At 63.4% G+C, this 19613-nt stretch carries 22 protein-coding genes; 14 read left to right on the top strand and 8 right to left on the bottom strand.

What is annotated here, in order from left to right:
* Positions 1-50: 50 nt before the first annotated feature.
* From V7S54_RS12075 to pdxR, 4 genes are all read right to left on the bottom strand, one after another.
* The gene (locus tag V7S54_RS12075; RefSeq protein ID WP_065376284.1) at positions 51-1034 is read right to left on the bottom strand and encodes a threo-3-hydroxy-L-aspartate ammonia-lyase; all 984 of its coding nucleotides are present in this window, start codon (positions 1032-1034) and stop codon (positions 51-53) included.
* 71 nt (positions 1035-1105) lie between these two features.
* Positions 1106-1666: a hypothetical protein gene (locus V7S54_RS12070; RefSeq protein ID WP_336408345.1), complete on the bottom strand. Its 561-nt coding sequence runs from the start codon at positions 1664-1666 to the stop codon at positions 1106-1108.
* 143 nt (positions 1667-1809) lie between these two features.
* A complete protein-coding gene (locus tag V7S54_RS12065; protein ID WP_065376286.1) occupies positions 1810-2493 on the bottom strand; it encodes a redoxin domain-containing protein in 684 nt (227 codons plus the stop codon).
* A 199-nt stretch (positions 2494-2692) separates the two neighbouring features.
* Positions 2693-4177 carry a MocR-like pyridoxine biosynthesis transcription factor PdxR gene (pdxR, locus tag V7S54_RS12060; RefSeq protein ID WP_234793170.1) on the bottom strand — a complete coding sequence of 495 codons (1485 nt, stop codon included), beginning with the start codon at positions 4175-4177 and terminating at the stop codon, positions 2693-2695.
* An 87-nt stretch (positions 4178-4264) separates the two neighbouring features.
* Between pdxR and V7S54_RS12055 the strand changes: the two genes are divergently transcribed.
* The 8 genes from V7S54_RS12055 (at position 4265) to V7S54_RS12020 (ending at position 9506) form a co-directional block, all read left to right on the top strand.
* Entirely contained in the window at positions 4265-4888 is a 624-nt protein-coding gene (locus tag V7S54_RS12055; protein WP_065376288.1) for an FMN-binding negative transcriptional regulator, read from the top strand.
* 117 nt (positions 4889-5005) lie between these two features.
* Positions 5006-5638 (top strand): LysE family translocator, encoded by a 633-nt coding sequence (locus V7S54_RS12050; RefSeq protein ID WP_065376289.1) that lies wholly within the window; start codon positions 5006-5008, stop codon positions 5636-5638.
* Between the two features lie 97 nt (positions 5639-5735).
* Positions 5736-7322, top strand: a complete 1587-nt coding sequence (locus tag V7S54_RS12045) for an acetolactate synthase large subunit (RefSeq protein WP_065376290.1) — start codon at positions 5736-5738, stop codon at positions 7320-7322.
* A gap of 283 nt (positions 7323-7605) precedes the next feature.
* The gene (locus V7S54_RS12040; protein ID WP_065376291.1) at positions 7606-7848 is read left to right on the top strand and encodes a helix-turn-helix domain-containing protein; all 243 of its coding nucleotides are present in this window, start codon (positions 7606-7608) and stop codon (positions 7846-7848) included.
* Positions 7849-8349: 501 nt separating this feature from the next.
* A complete protein-coding gene (locus tag V7S54_RS12035) occupies positions 8350-8559 on the top strand; it encodes a cold-shock protein (protein WP_057253733.1) in 210 nt (69 codons plus the stop codon).
* A gap of 121 nt (positions 8560-8680) precedes the next feature.
* Complete coding sequence (locus tag V7S54_RS12030) at positions 8681-8953, top strand: hypothetical protein (RefSeq protein ID WP_065376292.1); 273 nt, start codon at positions 8681-8683, stop codon at positions 8951-8953.
* Positions 8954-8998: 45 nt separating this feature from the next.
* Positions 8999-9238 carry a 30S ribosomal protein S21 gene (gene rpsU, locus V7S54_RS12025; RefSeq protein WP_057253728.1) on the top strand — a complete coding sequence of 80 codons (240 nt, stop codon included), beginning with the start codon at positions 8999-9001 and terminating at the stop codon, positions 9236-9238.
* A 43-nt stretch (positions 9239-9281) separates the two neighbouring features.
* Positions 9282-9506 (top strand): hypothetical protein, encoded by a 225-nt coding sequence (locus V7S54_RS12020; RefSeq protein ID WP_065376293.1) that lies wholly within the window; start codon positions 9282-9284, stop codon positions 9504-9506.
* 253 nt (positions 9507-9759) lie between these two features.
* Here the strand turns inward: V7S54_RS12020 and V7S54_RS12015 are convergent, their stop codons facing one another.
* A complete protein-coding gene (locus V7S54_RS12015) occupies positions 9760-10029 on the bottom strand; it encodes a hypothetical protein (protein WP_065376294.1) in 270 nt (89 codons plus the stop codon).
* A gap of 488 nt (positions 10030-10517) precedes the next feature.
* On the opposite strand from V7S54_RS12015, the gene V7S54_RS12010 reads away from it, so the two are divergent.
* The 4 genes from V7S54_RS12010 to V7S54_RS11995 all read left to right on the top strand — a co-directional run bounded on the left by V7S54_RS12010 (position 10518) and on the right by V7S54_RS11995 (position 13064).
* Entirely contained in the window at positions 10518-10640 is a 123-nt protein-coding gene (locus V7S54_RS12010) for a hypothetical protein (RefSeq protein ID WP_268753064.1), read from the top strand.
* 168 nt (positions 10641-10808) lie between these two features.
* The gene (locus V7S54_RS12005; RefSeq protein WP_065376295.1) at positions 10809-11720 is read left to right on the top strand and encodes a pyridoxal-phosphate dependent enzyme; all 912 of its coding nucleotides are present in this window, start codon (positions 10809-10811) and stop codon (positions 11718-11720) included.
* Between the two features lie 142 nt (positions 11721-11862).
* Entirely contained in the window at positions 11863-12636 is a 774-nt protein-coding gene (locus V7S54_RS12000; RefSeq protein WP_065376296.1) for a TIGR01458 family HAD-type hydrolase, read from the top strand.
* 215 nt (positions 12637-12851) lie between these two features.
* Complete coding sequence (locus V7S54_RS11995) at positions 12852-13064, top strand: hypothetical protein (RefSeq protein ID WP_065376297.1); 213 nt, start codon at positions 12852-12854, stop codon at positions 13062-13064.
* Positions 13065-13145: 81 nt separating this feature from the next.
* Here V7S54_RS11995 and ilvC read toward each other — a convergent pair whose 3' ends face one another.
* The 3 genes from ilvC to V7S54_RS11980 form a co-directional block, all read right to left on the bottom strand.
* Entirely contained in the window at positions 13146-14165 is a 1020-nt protein-coding gene (ilvC, locus tag V7S54_RS11990) for a ketol-acid reductoisomerase (RefSeq protein ID WP_065376298.1), read from the bottom strand.
* Positions 14166-14380: 215 nt separating this feature from the next.
* Entirely contained in the window at positions 14381-15022 is a 642-nt protein-coding gene (locus V7S54_RS11985) for a TetR/AcrR family transcriptional regulator C-terminal domain-containing protein (protein ID WP_255571032.1), read from the bottom strand.
* Between the two features lie 456 nt (positions 15023-15478).
* Entirely contained in the window at positions 15479-16867 is a 1389-nt protein-coding gene (locus tag V7S54_RS11980) for an FAD-binding oxidoreductase (protein WP_336408346.1), read from the bottom strand.
* A gap of 89 nt (positions 16868-16956) precedes the next feature.
* On the opposite strand from V7S54_RS11980, the gene V7S54_RS11975 reads away from it, so the two are divergent.
* Both V7S54_RS11975 and V7S54_RS11970 read left to right on the top strand, forming a co-directional pair.
* Positions 16957-18009 (top strand): GlxA family transcriptional regulator, encoded by a 1053-nt coding sequence (locus tag V7S54_RS11975; RefSeq protein ID WP_065374862.1) that lies wholly within the window; start codon positions 16957-16959, stop codon positions 18007-18009.
* Between the two features lie 275 nt (positions 18010-18284).
* On the top strand, positions 18285-19610 hold the full coding sequence (locus V7S54_RS11970; protein ID WP_065374863.1) for an efflux RND transporter periplasmic adaptor subunit: 1326 nt from the start codon (positions 18285-18287) through the stop codon (positions 19608-19610).
* Positions 19611-19613: the final 3 nt, after the last annotated feature.

Here is a 19613-nt window from a genome sequence, read left to right as displayed (position 1 = left end):
TGGAAAACCGCTGCACACTTTTCCTGGAATTGCTCTGGGACCGCCGCTCTCTACTGCAGCAGGGCGCAGAACGTCGCGAGATCGACATTGCCGCCGCTGATCACGATGCCCACTCTTTGCCCTGCGCAAGGCAGCACGCCCTGCAGCACGGCCGCCGCCGCCAGGCAGCCCGTCGGCTCCACGATCATCTTCATGCGCTCGGCGAAGAAGCGCATGGTCTCCACGAGTTGGGCGTCGCTCACCGTGACGATCTCGCGGACATCGCGCTTGAGGATCGGGAAATTGTGTTCGCCGATATGATTGGTCAGCGCCCCGTCGGCGATCGATTTCGGTACCGGGATATGGACGATCTCGCCCTTCCTGAGGGATTGCTGGCCGTCATTGCCAGCCTCCGGCTCGACACCGACGATAACCGCGCCCGGCGAACGCTCCCTGGCGCTGAGTGCCGTGCCGGCGAGCAGGCCCCCGCCGCCGAGCGGCGTGACAATCAGGTCGAGTTCGCCGACCTCCTCGATCAGCTCCAGCACCGCCGTGCCCTGCCCGGCGATCACATCAGGATGGTCGAAGGGCGGGATAAGGACCGCACCGCGCTCGGCCGCCAGCTTGGCGCTGATCGCCGACCGGTCCTCGGTGTAGCGGTCATAGAACACGACATCGGCGCCATAGCCGCGGGTCGCCGCCACCTTCATTTCGGGCGCATCCTTCGGCATCACGATCGTCGCGGCAACACCCTGCAGCCGTGCGGCATAGGCGATCGCCTGCGCGTGGTTGCCGGAGGAGAAGGCGACGACGCCCCGCTTCTGGCCGCCTTCCTGCAAGGCAGCGATCGCGTTGTAGGCACCGCGGAATTTGAAGGCGCCGGCGCGCTGGAAATTTTCCGCCTTGAAGAAAAGCCGCGCGCCGGTCGCGGCATCGGCTGTACGCGAGGTCAGCACCGGCGTTCGATGCGCCATGCCGGCGATGCGGTCCCGCGCCGCCTGCACGTCGTCGAATGTCGGGAGGCGCAATGCCTCCTCTGCCGCTGAAACTGCCATGAGCCTCTCCCTGAGCTTGCCACTTCAGAGGCTATTGAATGCGGTCCTGCAAGGCAAGGATGCGAGCGCGGCTACCCACCGCTGGAAACGACGGTGCGGTAGTGATCGACCGCGAAGCTGAAAAGCACCTTCAGCATGAACAGGGCCGACACCGCCGCCATCGCCGGCGACAAGCCCGGCAACAGCGGCAAGCCGGTAAGGCCGACCGCCAGCAGCAGCCCGCCGACAAAAGTCTGTGCGGCGCTTCCGGCAAGCAGATTGACGACCGCCGCGCCGGCGATCGTATAGGCCCAGACGGCGACCGCAGCACCGAACCCGGTGCCGACGAGCAGCGCGACAAAGACCACATGAAAGTGGATCGCGATGAAGATCCAGCGATTGCGCGGCCGCGCCGCATAAAAATCATTGGTCGAGGGCGTGAAGTTGGCAACGCAGCCGGCGGCGATATCGAGCACAAGGACAAGCGCCAGTGCCGCCCGCCACCAGGCAAGCTCCGCCAGCATCGGCCCTGCCGACAGGGCAAAGGTGGCCGCGACACCAACGCCGAACAGGAGGATCGCCAGCAGATAGGCCGGCGGCTGTTCTTCACCGAACACGTCGTGAAGCTGGGGATGGATGCGAAGAGATCTCATGAAGGCCACACCGCCACACCGAAGGGTTGGCCACTATGAGCAGATGCAGCCAGGGCGCAAGCAGCTAACCGTAACGCGAGGCCGCTTGCGACCTTGGCCCGCACCCTGTTTGCAGGCCTCAGCTTGCAAGCCGGTTGCCCGTACTAGCTTGCGACCCTCCTGACGGCCATCATGATCTCCGCGGCGCTCGGGAACACACCGAGTTCGTCGGGGCCGAACCGCGCCTCGATCTCGCTCCAGCTGATGATGCCGGCTGCATCGACCAGGAAGTGGCCGACCAGTTGCGTGCCGTGTTCGGCGAAGATGCGCAGATCGGTCTCGTCCGGCTCGAAACCTTCGCGTGCATTGAGCAGCTCATTGGCCTGCATCGGATGCATCGGTTCGGCGAGCTCGCCTGTCGGGTTGATGCGCGCTGCGGCGAAATCGGCAGGCCGCGTGCGATGGGGCCATTCCGGCGTCTCCGTGCTTTCGGGCGGGAGCAGTGCGGCCTGTGGCGCGCCGAAATCCCTGTGCGTCTGGCAGTCCGGATCCGCAAGCACCGTGACCGGCGTCGGCTGGAAGCGGAAATAGAGGCGCGCCCGCTCGACCGGGGTGTTGACCACCGCCAGTGTTTCCACGCCGACGGCCCGCAATGCCGGCTCGACGGAGGAAAACTGCCGCATCTGGCGCCGGCAGAACGGGCAGTGCAGGCCGCGGAACAGACCGATCAGAAACGGCCGGCCGCGAAGGCTCGCAAGCGAAACCGGATCGTCCCGATTGGCGCTTGCAAGCTCGAAGGCGGGTGCGGGTTGTCCCGGCTGCAACGGCTGCACTCTCCGGTCTGCCATCGGCCTCGCCTCCTGATTACGCCGCTCTTCCGTTAATCCTCGAAAATCGATCCCGGCTTGGACACGCCCCTACATGCGAGCGTCGCCACCATGGACCCGTTGCCCATGACCACCTCGCGCCCGTGGGCAGCACCAACGAGACTATAGCGGAGAAGGCACCGCCACACTACGGCGCGGCGCGGCCTCCGTGCGGCGCCCTCTAGCCACCCCAGCCACGCAACATTTCGGCGAGCCTCGCAACACCCTTGCCGATCTCCGCCGGCTCGAGGCTTGCATAGCCCATGACGACGCCGGCCCGGTCGGGCCGGTGACCGGCTTCATCCGCGCCGTAGAGCGGCGAAACCGGATAAAGGCCGATGCCCGCTGCCCGCGCCCGCGCGATCAGTTCGCCTTCCTGCGTCCGGTCCAGCCGCTCGAACCAGACGACGACGTGCAATCCGGCATCGGCGCCCGATATCGTCACCTCGTCGCCGAACTCCGCCTTGAGCGCCACAAGCAGCGCCGCGCGGCGGCGGCCATTGCTGCGCCGGCTCCGGCGGATGTGGCGCTCATAGGCCCCGCTTGCAATCATCTCCGCCAGCGCCTCCTGCTCGAGAACAGGGGAATGGCGGTCGACGAGCTGCTTGGCGGCGGCGAAGACGGAGTAAAGCGGCGGTGGCACGACGAGATAACCGAGCCGGAGCATCGGCGACAGGCTCTTCGAGATCGTGCCGAGATAGAGGACGTTCTCCGCATGGGCCATGGTCTGCAGCGGCGGGATCGGGCGGATATCGTAGCGATACTCGCCATCGTAATCGTCTTCGATCACAAAGGCGCCACTGCGTTCCGACCAGGCGAGAAGCTCCTGCCGGCGCCGGGCCGAGAGCACGCTGCCGAGCGGAAACTGATGCGAGGGCGTGACATAGGCAAGCCTGACGGCGTCGAGCCCTGCGAGCGCCTCGGTGCGCAGCCCCTCCTCGTCGACGGCGATGGAAACCACCTCAGCGCCGGCGGCCGCAAAGACCCGGCGCGCCATGACATAGCCGGGATCCTCGATCGCAACGCGGTCGCCGGGATCGACGAGCACGCGTGCGGCGAGGTCCAGTCCCTGCTGCGAGCCATTGACGATGATGATCTGATTGGGCTCGCAGCGTAGCCCGCGCGCCCGCCAGAGATAGGCTTGCAGCGCTGCGCGCAATTCCGCTGAGCCGCCGGGATCGTCATAGGCAAGCCGCGGCTGGCGTCGCCGAAGTGCGGCGTTGACCGACCGCCGCCAGGCTTCCGCCGGAAAGTCCGCGGCCGACAGATCGCCGTAGCGAAAATCGGAAATCAACCCACCGGACTGAGGCGGTACCCAGGTCGGCCCTTCGCCAAGGGCCGCTCCAAAGCGCGACAGACGGACGGGTGGTGCCGATCTCGGCGCAGACCGGGAAGCCGTCTCGCCGGCGAGCGGCTTGGCCCACTCATGCCCATGCAGCAGCGCCACCCGCGACGGCGCGCCCTGCCGGCTTTCCAAAAACCCCTCGGAAAGAAGTTGCTCATAGGCCGCAGTCACGGTCGTGCGCGAGACGCCGAGCTCGGCCGCCAGCGCCCGCGTCGATGGCAGCCGATCCTCGGGGCCATAGGTGCCGCCGACGATCTGCGCCTTCAGCGCGTCGTAGATCCGCCGGGTGGTCCCGCCGCTCGCCTCGTCCTTCTCCGTCACCAACTGGCCCACTCATTTATGTGGAAACTGGATATTCGTTCTGGTCCAGTTTGCATCTATGACAGGACAAGCACAAGGAGCGAGATCATGTACACACCCCCAGCCTTCAAGGAGGAAACACTGAGCGTGCTGCACGCGACCATCGAGGCCGCATCGCTTTCCACTTTCGTCACCGCAACGGCCGATGGCCTGCTTGCCACCCCGCTGCCACTGCTGCTCGATCGCGACGAAGGCCCCTATGGCACCCTCTACGGCCACCTCGCCCGCGCCAACCCGCAAGGGACGACCGCACCGATCGGCGCGGCCATGGCGACCTTCATGGGGCCGGACGCCTATGTCACGCCTTCCTGGTACGCCTCCAAGCGCGAGCACGGAAAGGTCGTGCCGACCTGGAACTATTCGGCCGTGCACGCCTATGGCGAGGTCGAGTTCTTCACCGACGAGGATCGGCTTCTCGATGTCGTCACCCGCCTGACCAACCGTCACGAAGCCGCGCGCGCCGAACCCTGGCAGGTGAGCGACGCACCGCCCGCCTTCGTCAAGGCCCAGCTTCGCGGCATCGTCGGCCTCAGGCTGCCGATCGACCGCCTCGACGGCAAGCGCAAGTTCAGCCAGAACCGCAGCGTCGAAGACCGCGAGGGGGTCGCCGCCGGGCTTGCGGCCAGCGTGCGGCCGGAGGATCGCCTCGTCGCCGGGGAGATACCGGTCTGACGCTCAACCGTCGCCCCGTCTAGCATCTCACCCGATGGATGAGACGTTCCGATTTTCCTTCAACTTTCCCGCGCAAGACCTTACAACGACACCGCGTACCAGCAGACGAGGTTTCCCATGCCATCGCTCGACATTCTCCTCACCTTCTTCGTCACCACGGCGATCTTCGCCTATATCCCGGGACCGGCGATGCTCTACGCCGCTGCGCAGACAATGGCGCGCGGCCGCTTCGCCGGGCTGATGGCCTCGCTCGGCATCCATCTCGGTGGTTACGTGCATGTCCTTGCGGCCGCCGCCGGACTTTCGATCCTGTTTCATGCGGTGCCGACACTCTATCTCGTGGTGAAGCTTGCCGGTGCCGCCTATCTCGTCTGGCTGGGCTTCACGCTGATGCGTGCCAAGGCGAGCGGTGATGGCCACCTGCCCGCGGTAGAAGCGAAATCGGCGCGCCGCGCCTTCTTCGAAAGCATCACCGTTGAGGTTCTGAACCCGAAGACCGCGATCTTCTTCGTCGCCTTCCTGCCGCAGTTCACCGATGCCTCCGCCGCCTTCCCGGTGTGGGTGCAGTTTCTGCTGCTCGGCACCGTCGTCAACCTGATGTTCTCCTCCGCCGATCTCGTCTGCGTGTTTCTCGCCGATGCCGTCGTCGTCAAGATGCGCCGCTCCACCCGGGCACAGCGCCTGCTGCAGCGCGCCGGCGGCACGGTGCTGATCGGGCTCGGCGCCCATCTCGCCTGGCAGCGGACGTAACCCCACTTGGACGGCGCATCGAGCGCCGCCGCAAGCCTAGCTTGCACCCGCACCACTTGCAGCTATCATGCGTGAACGCCATCGGGGGGACACGCGCATGGGAGAAGGCGGCCAACGAACGCGCACCACGGGCGCGGATATCCTCGTCGACACGCTGCTCGCAAACGGCGTCGACGTCTGTTTTGCCAATCCCGGCACGTCGGAAATGCACTTCGTCGCCGCCCTTGATCGCAAGCCGGAGATGCGCTGCATCCTCGGCCTTTCCGAAGGCGTCGTCACCGGTGCGGCCGATGGCTATGCGCGCATGACGGGTCGCCCGGCATCGACCCTGCTCCACACCGGTCCCGGCCTCGCCAACAGCCTTGCCAACCTGCACAATGCGCGGCGCGCCCGCACACCTGTCATCAACGTTGTCGGCGACCATGCCTCCTACCATCTTGCGCTCGATGCACCGCTGACCAGCGATATCGAGGGCCTGGCCCGCCCGATGTCGAACTGGGTGCGGCGGGTGAAAGATCCCTCCGACGTGGGGCCGACCGCGGCGGCCGCCTATCGCGCTTCGCTGACGCCACCGGGCGTTGCCACCATGATCTTGCCTGCAGACGCGTCCTGGGGCGCGCTTTCCACCGACGCGCCACCGCAACAAGTCCTGATCGAGGCCCCGCACCCGGCAAGCCCCGAGACGGTCCGCGAGGTCGCCCGCCTCATCCGTGCAAACCCGGACGGGGTGGCGATGGTCTTAAGCGGCGGCGCCGCAAAGGCCGAGAGCCTCGCCATCGCCGGGCGGATCGCGGCATCCTGCAATGTCCAGCTTTTCAACGAGGTGCTTGTCGCCCACACTCAACGCGGCCGCGGGCGGGTGGCGGCGCGGCGCATCCCCTACCCGATCGACATGGCGCTCGAAACGCTCCGCGACGTGAAGGTTCTGATCCTCGTCGGCGCACCGGAACCGGTGGCTTTCTTCGCCTATCCCGGAAAGCCCGGCCGGCTGGTGCCGGAAGGCTGCGCAGTGGTCACGCTTGCCCGCCACGGTGAAGACCTCAAGGCAACGCTCGAAGCACTGCGCGACGAACTCGGTATCAGCGCAACGCTGCCGCTGCCGACGCCAAGCGCCCCCACCGACGAGGGCGAACCTTCCGGCATGCTGACCGAAGACGCAATCGCCGTCATCGTCGCCCACAAGGTGCCGGAGAATGCCATCGTCTGCGACGAGGCGGCCACTTCGGCCCGGCGTTATTTCGCACTTTCGGCCTTCTCGGCGCCGCACGACTTTATCATGCAGACCGGCGGCGCGATCGGCGAAGGCATCCCGCTTGCGACAGGTGCCGCGATCGCCTGTCCCGACCGCAAGGTGATCTGCCTGCAGGCCGATGGCTGCGCCATGTACAATATTCAGGGCCTGTGGACGCAGGCGCGCGAAAACCTCGACATCGTCACCGTCATCTTTTCCAACCGCACCTACGCCATCCTGCATGCCGAAATGCGCAATGTCGGCGTCGAAGAGATCGGCACCAACGCGCGCCGCATGCTGAACCTCGACAACCCCGCGCTCGACTGGGTTTCGCTCGCCCGCGGCTTCGGCGTCGAAGCTGCCGTCGCGACCTCCTGCGAAGCCTTCGCCGCCCTCTTCGATGCCGCGCTCTCGCGGCGTGGACCCTATCTGATCGAGGCTCGCCTCGTGTGAATTTCCGTGCCGTTTTTGCACTGAGTCGAGCACCGGCGCGTCGCAAACATGATGCCCCTGACCCATGGGAATTACCGGCCTCCGGGCGCGGAAATCACAGGGTAAGCCACTGATCTAAATAGGCATTTCACAAAAATTCGGCCGCAAACTTGCGCCCGGGGACTTCTCGCTTATATTAGCGGCGCCCTAGGTTCGCGCTCATCTGTCTTGAGTCGCATTTCAGTTTTGGGCCCCCTTCAACCGACAATGTTCTTTGTCGGTGGACCAACGAAGGAGACACTTCATGTCCTTTAAGAAAGACCTAACCAAGGCCCCCGGCGCATCTCTGTCCCGCGTCAATATCGGAGCCGCCATCAAGCATTCGCGTGAAACCGCCGGCTATACGGTCGACGATCTCTCGGTCACGACTGGCCTGACGGAAGTTGAAATCTCAAAGATCGAGCTTGGCGCCGATACCGATCCTGCCAAGCTGCAGCGCATCGCCGCCGCATTGCAGGTCTCGCCGCAGACCTTTACAGCCGCCTGACAAGCGGGGGCGGTGCGCCAAAGACAGCGCGCCGCCGCCTTCTACCTTCGCGCCTCCTGTGGCGACCGGCCGCTTTGGCCGAAATGGCCAGCGACAGCCCGCTTGCCGAAACATCCAAAAATCCGCTCGCCCGCTCTCAAAGCAGCGCCTGCCTTTTCATTCGGCAACTGTGCATCCGCAGCACCGCGCAACGACGGGTCGCGCCGTGGCCCACGCTCACAGCGTCTGGCTCTCGAGAAGCCGTGGCAGCTTGAATAACAAGAAAAATAAATGGACGAAAAACCCGCCATTTCAGGCCTTTGCAGATGTTTTCGCGATCGCTCAAAATCAAATAATTTAATATTTTCATTGAGTTTCAAAAAGTATCGTCTATATATCACCTCATCGAATATTGCTTGTGACCTTTGACACGGCGCTTCCGCGCGGCCAGATCTCCTCTCAAATATCGATCACCGCCAGAGAAATATTTCTGGTAAATTCAGCGATTGAAAGGAAATCGTCATGGCTTCAGGCACGGTAAAATGGTTCAACGGCACCAAGGGCTTCGGCTTTATTCAGCCCGACGACGGCAGCACGGACGTGTTTGTACACATCTCCGCGGTCGAACGGGCTGGCATGCGCTCGCTCAACGAAGGTCAGAAAGTGACCTTTGACGTTGTTGCCGACCGCAGAACGGGCAAGAGCTCGGCCGACAATCTCAGGGCCGAATAATTTGTCATTCGCCCTCCTCTGACCACGGATGTACTGGCAGGGAGGCGCTTGAATGACGGGAAGAGGTCGGGGAACAACCCGACCTTTTTGCGTCTCTGGGCCCCGTTTTCAGGAGACCACCATGAGCCGCAAAACCTATGAGATTGGCGACAAGGTCACGCTGAGGGCGAGTGCCGCCCAGTCGATCTTGAACAGCCGTCTTGGTCTGATCGTCGGCCTTTTGCCCAATGATCGTGGCGAGGCGCGCTTTCGCGTAAGGGTCGAAGGCGAGACGTTCGAGCGTTGCGTGCTGGAGACTGACATCGAGCATGCCGAGACTTCGAAAGAGGACGCCCCCCAGGCGGCCATCACCGGGCCCTGGCTCAAAAAATTGAGCACCAAACCCGGCAGATAATCGCGGCTTCAGGGAAATCCGCGACCGACAACAGGAGAACATCTTTTGCAGGTACTCGTTAGAGACAATAACATCGATCAGGCCTTGCGCATCTTGAAGAAGAAGATGCAGCGCGAGGGTCTGTTCCGTGAATTCAAGGCGCGCAGCAGCTACGAGAAACCTTCGGAAAAGCGCGTCCGCGAAAAGGCAGAAGCGGTACGGCGCCAGCGCAAGCTGCAGCGCAAGAAGCTCCAGCGCGAAGGCCTGTTGCCGGGACCCAAGAAGGCAGCGCGACCTTCTCGCTGAGGCTTGGGGTCGGCAAAAATCCGTCCGTTTCAGGAGACAGGTCATGACGCCACACCCCAACACTGCATTTAAACCGGCCAAGACCTCTGCGAGCGAGAAGGCCTCCGCCACCGATCACACGGCGAGAGCAATCGTTGCTGCCGAAAAGATCGCCCGCGACAAGAAGACCGAGAAGCTCAAGGCCCAGCGCCTTGAGCGCGCCGCTGCCGAACCGCCTGCGGAGGTGCCCGCAAGCAAACCATCCCGAAAATCGCGCCGGCCGCAATAGCGGCTGAAACCGAACGCGCAAGCCCGGGCACAGGCACAAGGCCTTGCGCAAGCACCTACAGCGCCGCGCGTCCTATCAGACGCGCAAAGGTCGCTGTAGACTTTGACTTGCTGCATGTCGTCGTCCTTAAATCGAGGGCGATTGAAGGAGACATGCAGTAGGATAGAATTGTCGGAGCGTCGCTTGAGCGTTCAGATGAACGTACGGCGCGCGCCGAAAACGACGGTTCCCGTCAACAGGAGGTGGCTTCATGTCATCCGCTCAGCGGCATCCATTGGCGCCCTCCGACCTGGCAATGCTCGATGGCGTGTTGCGGCGCGCAGGCTTTCATCAACGCGTCGACCTTGACGATCAAGACAGCCTTCGCCTTGCCGCCGTCTTTCTTGTCAGAAGGTTCCAGGCGGGCGTCACCACCGCAGATGCTCTGCTCGCTGAACTGCAGAGCCGGGATGGGCTGCGCACCCCGCGGCAGATTGAAACCGCAAATCTCGAACAGTGGGAAAACGACGGCGGCGCGCCGCAAAGACCCAGCGCGATTACCCGCTACACCGGTGCCCGACGCCTCCCCTGGCCGGGCGCGATATCGCCCCTGAACCCGACACCCCGTTCCGGCAGGGCCCCGAAATCCGGCAAGTCCCCAAAATCCAGATAGGCCCGAATTCCGGACAGGCCCAAAACCGCGACAGGCCACGTGCCGGAACGTCGAAGGGATGCCCTTCGAAAGGGATCTCCCTTGTGCTGGACACATTTGAGGCGCATGGTTCGACGATCGACACTGGCCGACTTGGCATATCGCGGTAGGGGGACTCCCGACCGCCAATTTCCTCCTTTATCGACAGCAGTACGTCCGCGATTTTGCGCGGAGGCGAGAGGCAACCGTGAGCCGAACGGGTGTGTAACGGGTGTGTTCGGGGCCTGAGCAGACATTCTCGCCACAGCCAATTTACGGGCGCCGCATTGCGCTTGAACGAACGGCGAGGAGCCGCAGATCCCTTACGATTGGACGAACACATGTTCCAGACGCTCGCACACAGACTTCGCCGATACGACTACACTCTGGCAGCGATCAAGGCATCGCTCGTCCTGTCCCTGCTCTTCATCGCGCTTATGACACTGAGCGGTCTTTTCTGGTGACGGGCGCTGTCGCTCCATCGTATCCCACGACATGACGCGGCCATCCGCGACTGCACCCCTCCCGTGTTGCGTTGAACTAGCGATCAGGGGCAAATTGCTTCAAGATTCTCCCGCAGGAGCCATTGCAACAAACCGGCCTCCAGCACCGCGCGCTCAACGGAACATCCCATGGCACTTCACCTCGAAACTCCCCTCCTTGAATCCCGCCCGCTAAGCCTCGCGTCCGATTGCTCCATCTGGCTGAAGATGGAGGCGCTACAGCCGCCCGGTTCGTTCAAAATCCGCGGCGTCGGTGCTGCCTGCGAGCACCATGCGCGAAACGGCAAGCGGCGTTTCGTCTCCTCCTCCGGCGGCAATGCCGGCATGGCGGTTGCCTATGCCGGCCGCCGGCTCTCGATCCCCGTTTCCGTCTTCGTTCCCGAAACGACCACCGAACGGGCAAAGGCGCTTATCCGCCAGGAAGGCGCCGAGGTGATTGTCCACGGGGCCGCTTGGGATGAAGCAAATGCCCGCGCGCTCGCATCCGTCGATGCCGAGACCGCTTTCATCCATCCCTTCGACGATCCGCTGCTGTGGGCTGGACATGCGACGATGATCGACGAGGTCGTCAAGGCCGGCCTCGCCTTCGATGCGGTCATGCTCTCTGTCGGCGGCGGCGGGCTGCTGTCGGGCGTCGCCGAGGGACTGGAGCGCAACGAGCTCCGAGAAATTCCTATTGTCACCGCGGAGACTGAAGGCACCGCGTCCTACCTCGCCTCCGTCAAGGCGGGAGAGCTGGTTGAGCTTCCCTCGATCAGCGGCGTCGCCACTTCGCTCGGCGCCCGAAAGGTCTGCAAGCGTGCCTTCGAGATCAGCCAGATCCGGCCGGTCGAATGCGTCGTCGTCAGCGACCAGTCGGCGGTAGACGCCTGCGCCCGCTTCCTCGACGACCACCGCGTGCTGGTGGAACCCGCCTGCGGCGCCGCCCTGGCCATCGCCTACGAACACGCCGATCAACTCCTGCGTTTCAAGCGCGTGCTGATGATCGTCTGCGGCGGGGCGACAACGACGGTGGAACGGCTGCAAGCCTGGCAGGCCTGATCTTTAGGCGGCACCGCCCCTTCCCGCGTGGAGTGGGAAGACAGCAACCAGTCCCCGAGGTGCCAGCGCTATAGGGGGATCGATTGGGAGGCGTCCGCCGCCCAACGTTGACCATGGTCTGGCGCTCAGGCAGTCTCTTGCCATGGCAAGAGGCGTGCTGCTCGATCTCTCCGGCGTGCTCTATGACGGCGACACGGTGTTGCCGGGTGCCATCGCGGCGGTGCTGCGGCTGCGCGCAGCTCGCCTCCCCGTCCGCTTCCTGACCAACACCACCCGCCAGTCGAAGCGCCAGATCGTCGCTCACCTCCAGCGCCTTGGCTTCGATTGCGCTGCCGACGAGGTGTTCACGCCGGTTGCCGCCGCGCGCGCCTGGCTCAAGGCGAACAGCCACCAGCCCCACCTGCTCATTCATCCCGCGCTTGAGGAAGACTTCGCCGATTGCCGCATGGACGGCCCCGTCGCCGTCGTGCTTGGCGATGCCGCGGAGCGCTTCAGCTATGAGGGCCTCAACGCCGCGTTTCGCGCCCTGATGGCCGGCTCGCCGCTGCTGGCGCTCGCCCGCAACCGCTTCTTCCGTGATCGCGACGGCGAGCTGAGCCTCGATGCCGGCCCCTTTGTCGAGGCGCTGGAACATGCGAGCGGCATCAGGGCGAGGCTCTTCGGCAAACCCTCGGCGGATTTCTTCCTGGCAGCGGCAGCGAGCATGGGCCTTGACCCGGCCGATTTGGCCATGATCGGCGACGATGCCGAAAGCGATGTCGCCGGCGCCCTTGCCGCCGGGATCGGCACCGCGATCCTCGTGCGCACCGGCAAATACCGCGAGGGCGACGAGAGCCACTTCCAGCCGGCGCCTTCGGCGGTTGTCGACGACATTACGGCAGCCTGCGATCTCATCCTGGCGGCGCAGCAGGACTGACACCCGAGGTACAGCGCCGCGCGTCTTATCAGACGCACAAAGGTCGCTGTAGAACTTCGATTTGCTGAAGCCGATTAAAGGAGACATGCAGCAGCCGAAACGGAACGGCCCTCTCTTCGGACCTCCTCGCTCCTGGCCCCTGGCGATCACGCATACGCGAACTTATATGCTGAAGTGAACCATAGATTGTTCCGCTCTACGCCAGGAAGGCAAGCATGCGCGAGACGTTCCTGTTCATTGTTCGGTGTCTTTGGTGCGTCTCCGTGGTTGGTGCCGCAACGGCCGTCGGCGCCATGATCGGCTGGCAGAGCCATGGTTGGGGCGGAGCATTCGGTCTGGCGTTGGTCGGGTTCGGCACCGGCTCGGCCCTTGCGGCCTCCCCTTCCTTTTGCCTCGACCTGCTCTTGAGCCTTGCCGATCTCGCGTAGCGACAGCGAGAACGAATGTCGCTCTCACGAAAAAAGCCGGGGCACTGCCCCGGCTTCCTGCATTCAACCGTTCGCTAAGGCTTAGTTCTTCGCCTTGTCGACCAGCTTGTTCTTGCCGATCCAGGGCATCATGCCGCGAAGCTTCGCGCCGACTTCCTCGATCTGGTGGCTGTCGTTGACGCGGCGGATGCCCTTGAAGCGGGCGGCACCCGACTTGTATTCCTGCATCCATTCCGAGGTGAACTTGCCGGTCTGGATGTCCTTGAGGACGCGCTTCATTTCGGCCTTGGTTTCTGCCGTGATGATGCGCGGGCCGGTGACGTATTCGCCCCATTCGGCCGTGTTCGAGATCGAATAGTTCATGTTGGCGATGCCGCCTTCATAGATCAGGTCGACGATCAGCTTCACTTCGTGCAGGCACTCGAAATAGGCCATTTCCGGAGCGTAACCGGCTTCAACCAGCGTTTCGAAACCGGCGCGGATCAGTTCGACGAGACCGCCGCAGAGAACAACCTGTTCGCCGAAGAGGTCGGTTTCGCACTCTTCCTTGAAGTTGGTTTCGATGATGCCCGAACGGCCGCCGCCGACGCCGCAGGCGTAGGAGAGCGCGAGGTCGAGAGCGTTGCCCGAAGCGTCCTGGTGAACGGCAACGAGGCAGGGAACGCCGCCGCCCTTCTGGTATTCGCCGCGAACCGTGTGGCCCGGGCCCTTCGGCGCAATCATGACGACGTCGAGCGAAGCCTTCGGCTCGATCAGGCCGAAATGAACGTTAAGGCCGTGGGCGAACGCGATCGCAGCGCCGTCACGGATGTTGCCGGCGATGTCGGCCTTGTAGATTTCGGCCTGCAGTTCGTCCGGGGTTGCCATCATGATGAGGTCGGCCCACTTGGCGGCTTCCGCAACCGACAGAACCGAGAGACCGTCGGCCTCGACCTTGGCAGCCGTTGCCGAACCCGGCTTCAGCGCGATGCGGATTTCCTTGGCGCCGGAATCCTTCAGGTTCAGCGCATGGGCGCGGCCCTGGCTGCCGTAGCCGACGATGGCGACCTTCTTCGACTTGATCAGGTTGATATCGGCATCACGATCGTAATAGACGCGCATTTTAGTGGTCCTTCCCGTTGTTGTCAGTTGTCTCCGCTGCATGGCTCAGGAACCATGCAGCAATTCCTGGTGCTGCAGCGGCCTTTGCGCTTCTCACGAAGCGCGGCGCTGCCATTCCTTGTGCTGCAGCGACCTTTGCGCTTCTTGCGAAGCGCGGCGCTGCCATTCCTTATGCTGCAGCGACCTTTGCGCTTTTACGAAGCGCGGCGCTGCAGTTACCTTTTCGTGCCGTAAAGCGCGAGGAAGGACGAAACCGCCTGCTCCGCCTTGCGGCTGAAACTCTTCTTCATCTCGCCGGCCTCTTCGCCGAGCAGCATCTTCAGATGCCAGTCGGAGACAACAAGCCCGTAGAGCGCGCCATAGGCCTCGTCGGCGTCGTCGAAGGTGAGTAGCCCCGCCTTGCGCCCGGCTTCGAGCAATGCTGCCGCGCGGCGGCCGATCTGCCGGCGCCCGCGCTCCTGCAGCATGTGGCCGAGCTTGGAGCCGTCGCGGCTCGCCTGGCCGATCGCCAGCCGGTTCAGCGCCAGCGACACGTCGCCCGCGAGCACCTCGAGCAGATCCTTGGCAAACACGATCAGATGACGCTCAAGGCTCTCGGCGTCGAGCGCCCTGGCGGCGACGTCCTGCGTGCGCACCTTGCTCGCCTGGAAGCCGATCATCGCCGAAATCAGCCCGTCGCGATCGCCGAACCACTTGTAGAGGCTTTCCTTGGAGCAATTGGCAGCACGCGCGATGCCGGCCGTCGTTAGCGCCTTTTCGCCGCCGTCGACCAGAAGTCGCAATGCCTGCTCGAGAACGGCGCCCTGACGTTCCGTCAGCCCCTCCCCGGCATTCGCCTCCCTTATCGCCGCAGTCATCTGCACGTCGCCTCGCTCCCGATCAGTACCGTACGGTACGGTTCGCAGTGTTCTAGTGAAGCGCACCGGAGGCGTCAAGACGATTCTCACAAGCGGGCAAAATTTCGGCGGGGACGCGGAGAAAGAGCGCCATAGGTTTCGAGGGGACTGGACCGAGGTTGATTTACCCCCACATCAAAAAGCCTATGTGCTGATCTTGCTATGCACCTTTATCGCCTGCTCCATCAAAGGCGTTCGGCACTTCCGCGGCGAAAGGTGCTGCGGGGCTTACCGGCATGGGCGGCGCACTTGTCCTTGCCCGCTTCGTTCACGTCGCCTGGGACTGAGCGTTAGCGCCCGGTTCATTGATGCGAGATTTGGTGTCAATGGAAGCAGCGCGCTGAGCGCTATGGCAACTGTGGGCCAAGAGCAGACACTATGCGGCTCGAACTGGGTAGCAATCATCAGTCCCCGACCTCATTGCGGCAGAATGTTCTGGTTCAAGTGGAAGAGATTGTCTGGATCGTAGTTGCGCTTGACCTTCTGAAGCCTTCCGTAGGTTTCAGCACCGAACGCATCGCGAACCAGATTTTCACCTTCCCCAAATCCGGGAAAGTTCAGATACAGGCGGCCAGTGGAATAGGGCTGCATGTCCCGCCAGACGTCGCGAACCCACCCGATGTTGGTGTCGTCATCAGTCGGATCGGACCAGATTGCATCGAGGCTCAGCATGAAGGGCATGGAGCGGTCGCCAAAGGCGGTGGCATCGGCGGCAACGCGTTGTACCGCACCGCCAAACTTCCAGATCGAGGCAAAAGTCTTCTCGGACGGACGTTTAGCCACCCGCTCGGTGATATCGGCGATAACGCCGTTGTCGAGGCCCGACAGGTATGTCGACTTCCAGTAGCAGCGGTCGCGGCCCGCGGGAAACAATCCGTTGTAGATGGACTGCAGCGCACGGTATGACATGCGGCCACTGAAATCGAGCAGCGGTTCACCAAAGCTGCGCAACGGCTGGGTGACACGCTCGCCCTCTTCAGCCGGACCATCATAGACTGTGGCGAGCGCCAGCACACGCTTGCCCCATGTGTATTCCGGATACGCCGGATCCCTGGGTATGGTGGAAAATTCGGCGAGACCGCTGACTTCGTCCGGCGCCGCGGCCATGTAGTCACGCCATTGCGGAAGGATGTCGTCGGCGCGTTCTTCTGGATAGGCGGGAGCGCAGAACATCAGCTCCTCTGCGATCGGATGGAGCCGAAATTCAAAGTTCACGACGATGCCGAAGTTGCCGCCGCCGCCCTTCAGCGCCCACAGCAGGTCGGCGTTTTCCGTCTCGCTCGCATGGATGAGGTCACCGCCGGCGGTAACCACATCGGCAGCAACGAGATTGTCGCAGCTAAGACCGTGCGTTCCCCGCAGCCAACCGATGCCACCCGACAAGGTAAGCCCGGCCACACCCGTGGCTGAAATCAGTCCGCCGGGCGTGGCGCGGCCGAAAGGCGTCGTTGCGGCATCGACGTCGCCCCAGGTGGCACCGCCTTCAACATACGCCCGGTCAAGTCGAGACGTGATGCGGGACGTGATGCGGGCGGCATTCATCCGAGACAAGTCGATCATCAGCCCGCCATCGCAGACGGCATAGCCGGCGACATTGTGTCCGCCGCCGCGAACGGCAATGGCAAGCCCGTGGGTGCGGGCGTGGTTTACCGACGCGATGACGTCGGCGGTGTTGCGGCACCTGGCGATCAGCGCGGGCCGCCTGTCGATCATCCCGTTCCACACCACCCGCGCAGCCTCGTAGGCGGCGCTTCCCGGAGTGAGCAGCTCGCCGCGCAGTTCATAGCGGAGTGCTTCATGCGTCATGTCGAGACCTCCTCTAGGCTTGTATCAGCCTAGTAGCGTCGGACGTTTGGGACTAAAGTCAAATTTGCTGAAAAGCGGTCGTTTCTGCCATGCTCGACCAAGAGAGCCGCGTCAAAGTTGCCATCCTCGCGGTGCCGGAGGTCACGGCCTCGGCGTTGTACGGCATGTTTGACCTTTTTTCTTCACCGGGTCGGGACTGGTCCTACATCGTCAGTGGCGAAGCAGGCGAACAGCGCATGCAGCCCTACATTGTCGCTCGATCCCGTGAGGGTTTCGAAGCCACGAATGGCATCCGGGTGCAGCCGGACCATGACTTCAACGGATGCCCGCGCCCTGATATCGTCTGCATCCCGGATTTCTTCGTGAATCCGGGCGCAAGCGTCACTGGACAGTATGAACCTGAAGCGAGATGGCTGAAGCGGTCGCATGAGGACGGCGCGATGTTGGCCAGCGCCTGTTCAGGTGCGGTGTTGCTCGGCGAAGCCGGGCTGCTCGTTAATTGTGATGCTACCATTCACTGGGGCTATGTCGCGACGCTCACCAACAACTATCCGGGCGTCCGGGTGCGAATGGACCGGTCTCTCGTGCTGAGCGGCGAAGCGCAGCGCATCGTCATGGCGGGGGGAGGATCAAGCTGGCAGGACCTCGCACTGTATCTGATCGCGCGGTTTGTCGGTCTGAAGGAGGCAATGGAAGTCGCCAAGGTCTACATGCTGCAATGGCATGACATGGGGCAACAGCCATTCGCATCGCTCATGAGCCGCCGGCAGACCACGGATGCGGTGATCAACAGATGCCAGCACTGGCTGGCGATGAACTACAAGACTCACACGCCGGTCGCCGCGATGGTAGCACTTTCCGGCCTTCCGGAACGCTCCTTCATCCGGCGCTTCACCAAGGCCACAGGTATGACTCCCCTCGACTATGTGCATGCACTGCGTGTCGAGGAAGCCAAGCAGATGCTGGAGACCACCGACCTACCGATCGAAGCCGTCGCCAACGAAGTTGGCTACGAGGATGCGAGCTTCTTCGGTCGACTGTTCCGCTGTGAGACGAGCCTGACACCTCGGCACTATCGCCTGCGATTTGGCTCCTTGCACAGAACGCTGAAGCACAAATACGGGGACGTGCGTCGAAACTGATTGTTCTCCTGTGTTGAGCGAGTGGCTGCTTGGTGCCATCAGCGGTCATTGGTGTGCCTTGCTACCGCATTTATGTCACTTGGGGCCGGCCGTGCTCACCGCGCCGCGCGGCTAGCGCACCGTTCGGCGGACGGAGCATAGGGGGCGCCGGCACCTTGTGGGCGCACCTGCGGCACAAGGCGGCAAAGATTACGAAAATATAATAATCTCAATGCTGTTCGCCGGACCCGTTCGCTTCTATTTTTAGAAGGGATTATGCCGGATAAGGCGAAGCGATGAACAAGACAGCAAAGACGGCGCGAGCCGACACCACGCCCCGCGACGACGCGGCTCCCAACGTCACCTTCATTCCCGGTGCGGTGCAGAAGGTGAAGCGCAAGCGGCGCACGCGGTCCTGGCTTTGGCTGCCGGTCGTTTTCGCAGTTGCCGGTGCCGCCTACTACGGCTGGACGCGCTTCGGCGAGGAACCGGCAACGGCTGCCATGGTGACCGATGTGGTGACGCGCGGCGACATCGAAAACAGCGTCACCGCCGTCGGCACGCTCGATGCGGTCAAATCCGTCGATGCCGGCGCGCAGGTCTCCGGCCAGTTGAAGGCGCTGCATGTCGCGATCGGCGACAAGGTCACTCAAGATCAACTGGTCGCCGAGATCGACCCGGCAACGATCGAGAACCGCATCGAGATCGACCAGGCGGAGCTCGCCAATCTCCAGGCGCAACTCATCTCCAAGAAGGCGCAGCTGGTTCTGAAACAGGCCAATATCGACCGTCAGCGCAATCTCGTCGAAACCAAAAGCGTGGCGCAATCGACGCTCGATCAGGCGATCGCCGATCTCGCCGCGGCCGAAGCCGACGTCAACGCCATCGAAGCGCAGATCCGCAAGCAGCAGGCGACGCTTGCCGGCGACAAGGTCGATCTCGGCTACACCAAGATCTATGCGCCGATGACCGGCACCATCGTCGCCAACCCGGCGAAAGAAGGCCAGACGCTGAACGCCAACCAGACGACGCCAACCATCGTCACCATTGCCGACCTCTCGACCATGACGGTGAAGGCACAGGTTTCGGAAGCCGACGTTACGAGGCTGAAGGTCGGCATGGATGCCTATTTCACGCTGCTCGGCCAGCCGGGCAAACGTTTCGTCGGCAAGCTCCGGCAGATCCAGCCGATGCCCGACACCACCAACAACGTCGTGCTCTATTACGCCCTCTTCGACGTGCCCAATCCCGACGGCGAGCTGATGATGTCGATGAGCGCGCAGGTGTTCTTCGTGCAGGCCGCCGCCAAGGACGTGCTGATCGTGCCGAGCGCCGCGCTCAGCCACCCCGCCAAGGGTACAGGCGAAGCGGCCGGCCAAGGCAATGGCCAGGCGGGCGGCGCACGGGGAGAAAGCCGCAAGGCTGAAGTCACCGTCGTCACCGCCTCCGGCGCGCTCGAAACGCGGAACGTCGAAGTGGGTATCCGCAACCGCGTCAGCGCCGAGATCAAGAGCGGCCTCGAAGAGGGCGAGAAGATCGTGGTCAGCACCGGTTCCGGCAGCAGCGGCAACGCCCGGGACGGCCGCAGCCAGCGCGGCATGCGCATGCCGCCGATGTTCTGAGGT

Source organism: Ensifer sp. CCNWLY38, assembly GCF_037120565.1.
Lineage (GTDB): Bacteria > Pseudomonadota > Alphaproteobacteria > Rhizobiales > Rhizobiaceae > Ensifer > Ensifer adhaerens_H.
Note: the sequence above shows the minus strand (reverse complement) of the source record. Positions and strands in the feature narration are given on the sequence as shown.

Coding starts and splice junctions, on each gene's coding strand:
- V7S54_RS11980 (WP_336408346.1), bottom strand. CDS start 16,867: ATGACGCATGAAGCACTCCGCTATGAACTGCGCGGCGAGCTGCTCACT.
- V7S54_RS12075 (WP_065376284.1), bottom strand. CDS start 1,034: ATGGCAGTTTCAGCGGCAGAGGAGGCATTGCGCCTCCCGACATTCGAC.
- V7S54_RS12055 (WP_065376288.1), top strand. CDS start 4,265: ATGTACACACCCCCAGCCTTCAAGGAGGAAACACTGAGCGTGCTGCAC.
- V7S54_RS11975 (WP_065374862.1), top strand. CDS start 16,957: ATGCTCGACCAAGAGAGCCGCGTCAAAGTTGCCATCCTCGCGGTGCCG.
- V7S54_RS12045 (WP_065376290.1), top strand. CDS start 5,736: ATGGGAGAAGGCGGCCAACGAACGCGCACCACGGGCGCGGATATCCTC.
- V7S54_RS12030 (WP_065376292.1), top strand. CDS start 8,681: ATGAGCCGCAAAACCTATGAGATTGGCGACAAGGTCACGCTGAGGGCG.
- V7S54_RS11995 (WP_065376297.1), top strand. CDS start 12,852: ATGCGCGAGACGTTCCTGTTCATTGTTCGGTGTCTTTGGTGCGTCTCC.
- V7S54_RS12050 (WP_065376289.1), top strand. CDS start 5,006: ATGCCATCGCTCGACATTCTCCTCACCTTCTTCGTCACCACGGCGATC.
- V7S54_RS12065 (WP_065376286.1), bottom strand. CDS start 2,493: ATGGCAGACCGGAGAGTGCAGCCGTTGCAGCCGGGACAACCCGCACCC.
- V7S54_RS12035 (WP_057253733.1), top strand. CDS start 8,350: ATGGCTTCAGGCACGGTAAAATGGTTCAACGGCACCAAGGGCTTCGGC.
- V7S54_RS12010 (WP_268753064.1), top strand. CDS start 10,518: ATGTTCCAGACGCTCGCACACAGACTTCGCCGATACGACTACACTCTG.
- ilvC (WP_065376298.1), bottom strand. CDS start 14,165: ATGCGCGTCTATTACGATCGTGATGCCGATATCAACCTGATCAAGTCG.
- V7S54_RS12070 (WP_336408345.1), bottom strand. CDS start 1,666: ATGAGATCTCTTCGCATCCATCCCCAGCTTCACGACGTGTTCGGTGAA.
- V7S54_RS11985 (WP_255571032.1), bottom strand. CDS start 15,022: ATGACTGCGGCGATAAGGGAGGCGAATGCCGGGGAGGGGCTGACGGAA.
- V7S54_RS12005 (WP_065376295.1), top strand. CDS start 10,809: ATGGCACTTCACCTCGAAACTCCCCTCCTTGAATCCCGCCCGCTAAGC.
- V7S54_RS12020 (WP_065376293.1), top strand. CDS start 9,282: ATGACGCCACACCCCAACACTGCATTTAAACCGGCCAAGACCTCTGCG.
- V7S54_RS12040 (WP_065376291.1), top strand. CDS start 7,606: ATGTCCTTTAAGAAAGACCTAACCAAGGCCCCCGGCGCATCTCTGTCC.
- V7S54_RS12000 (WP_065376296.1), top strand. CDS start 11,863: ATGGCAAGAGGCGTGCTGCTCGATCTCTCCGGCGTGCTCTATGACGGC.
- V7S54_RS11970 (WP_065374863.1), top strand. CDS start 18,285: ATGAACAAGACAGCAAAGACGGCGCGAGCCGACACCACGCCCCGCGAC.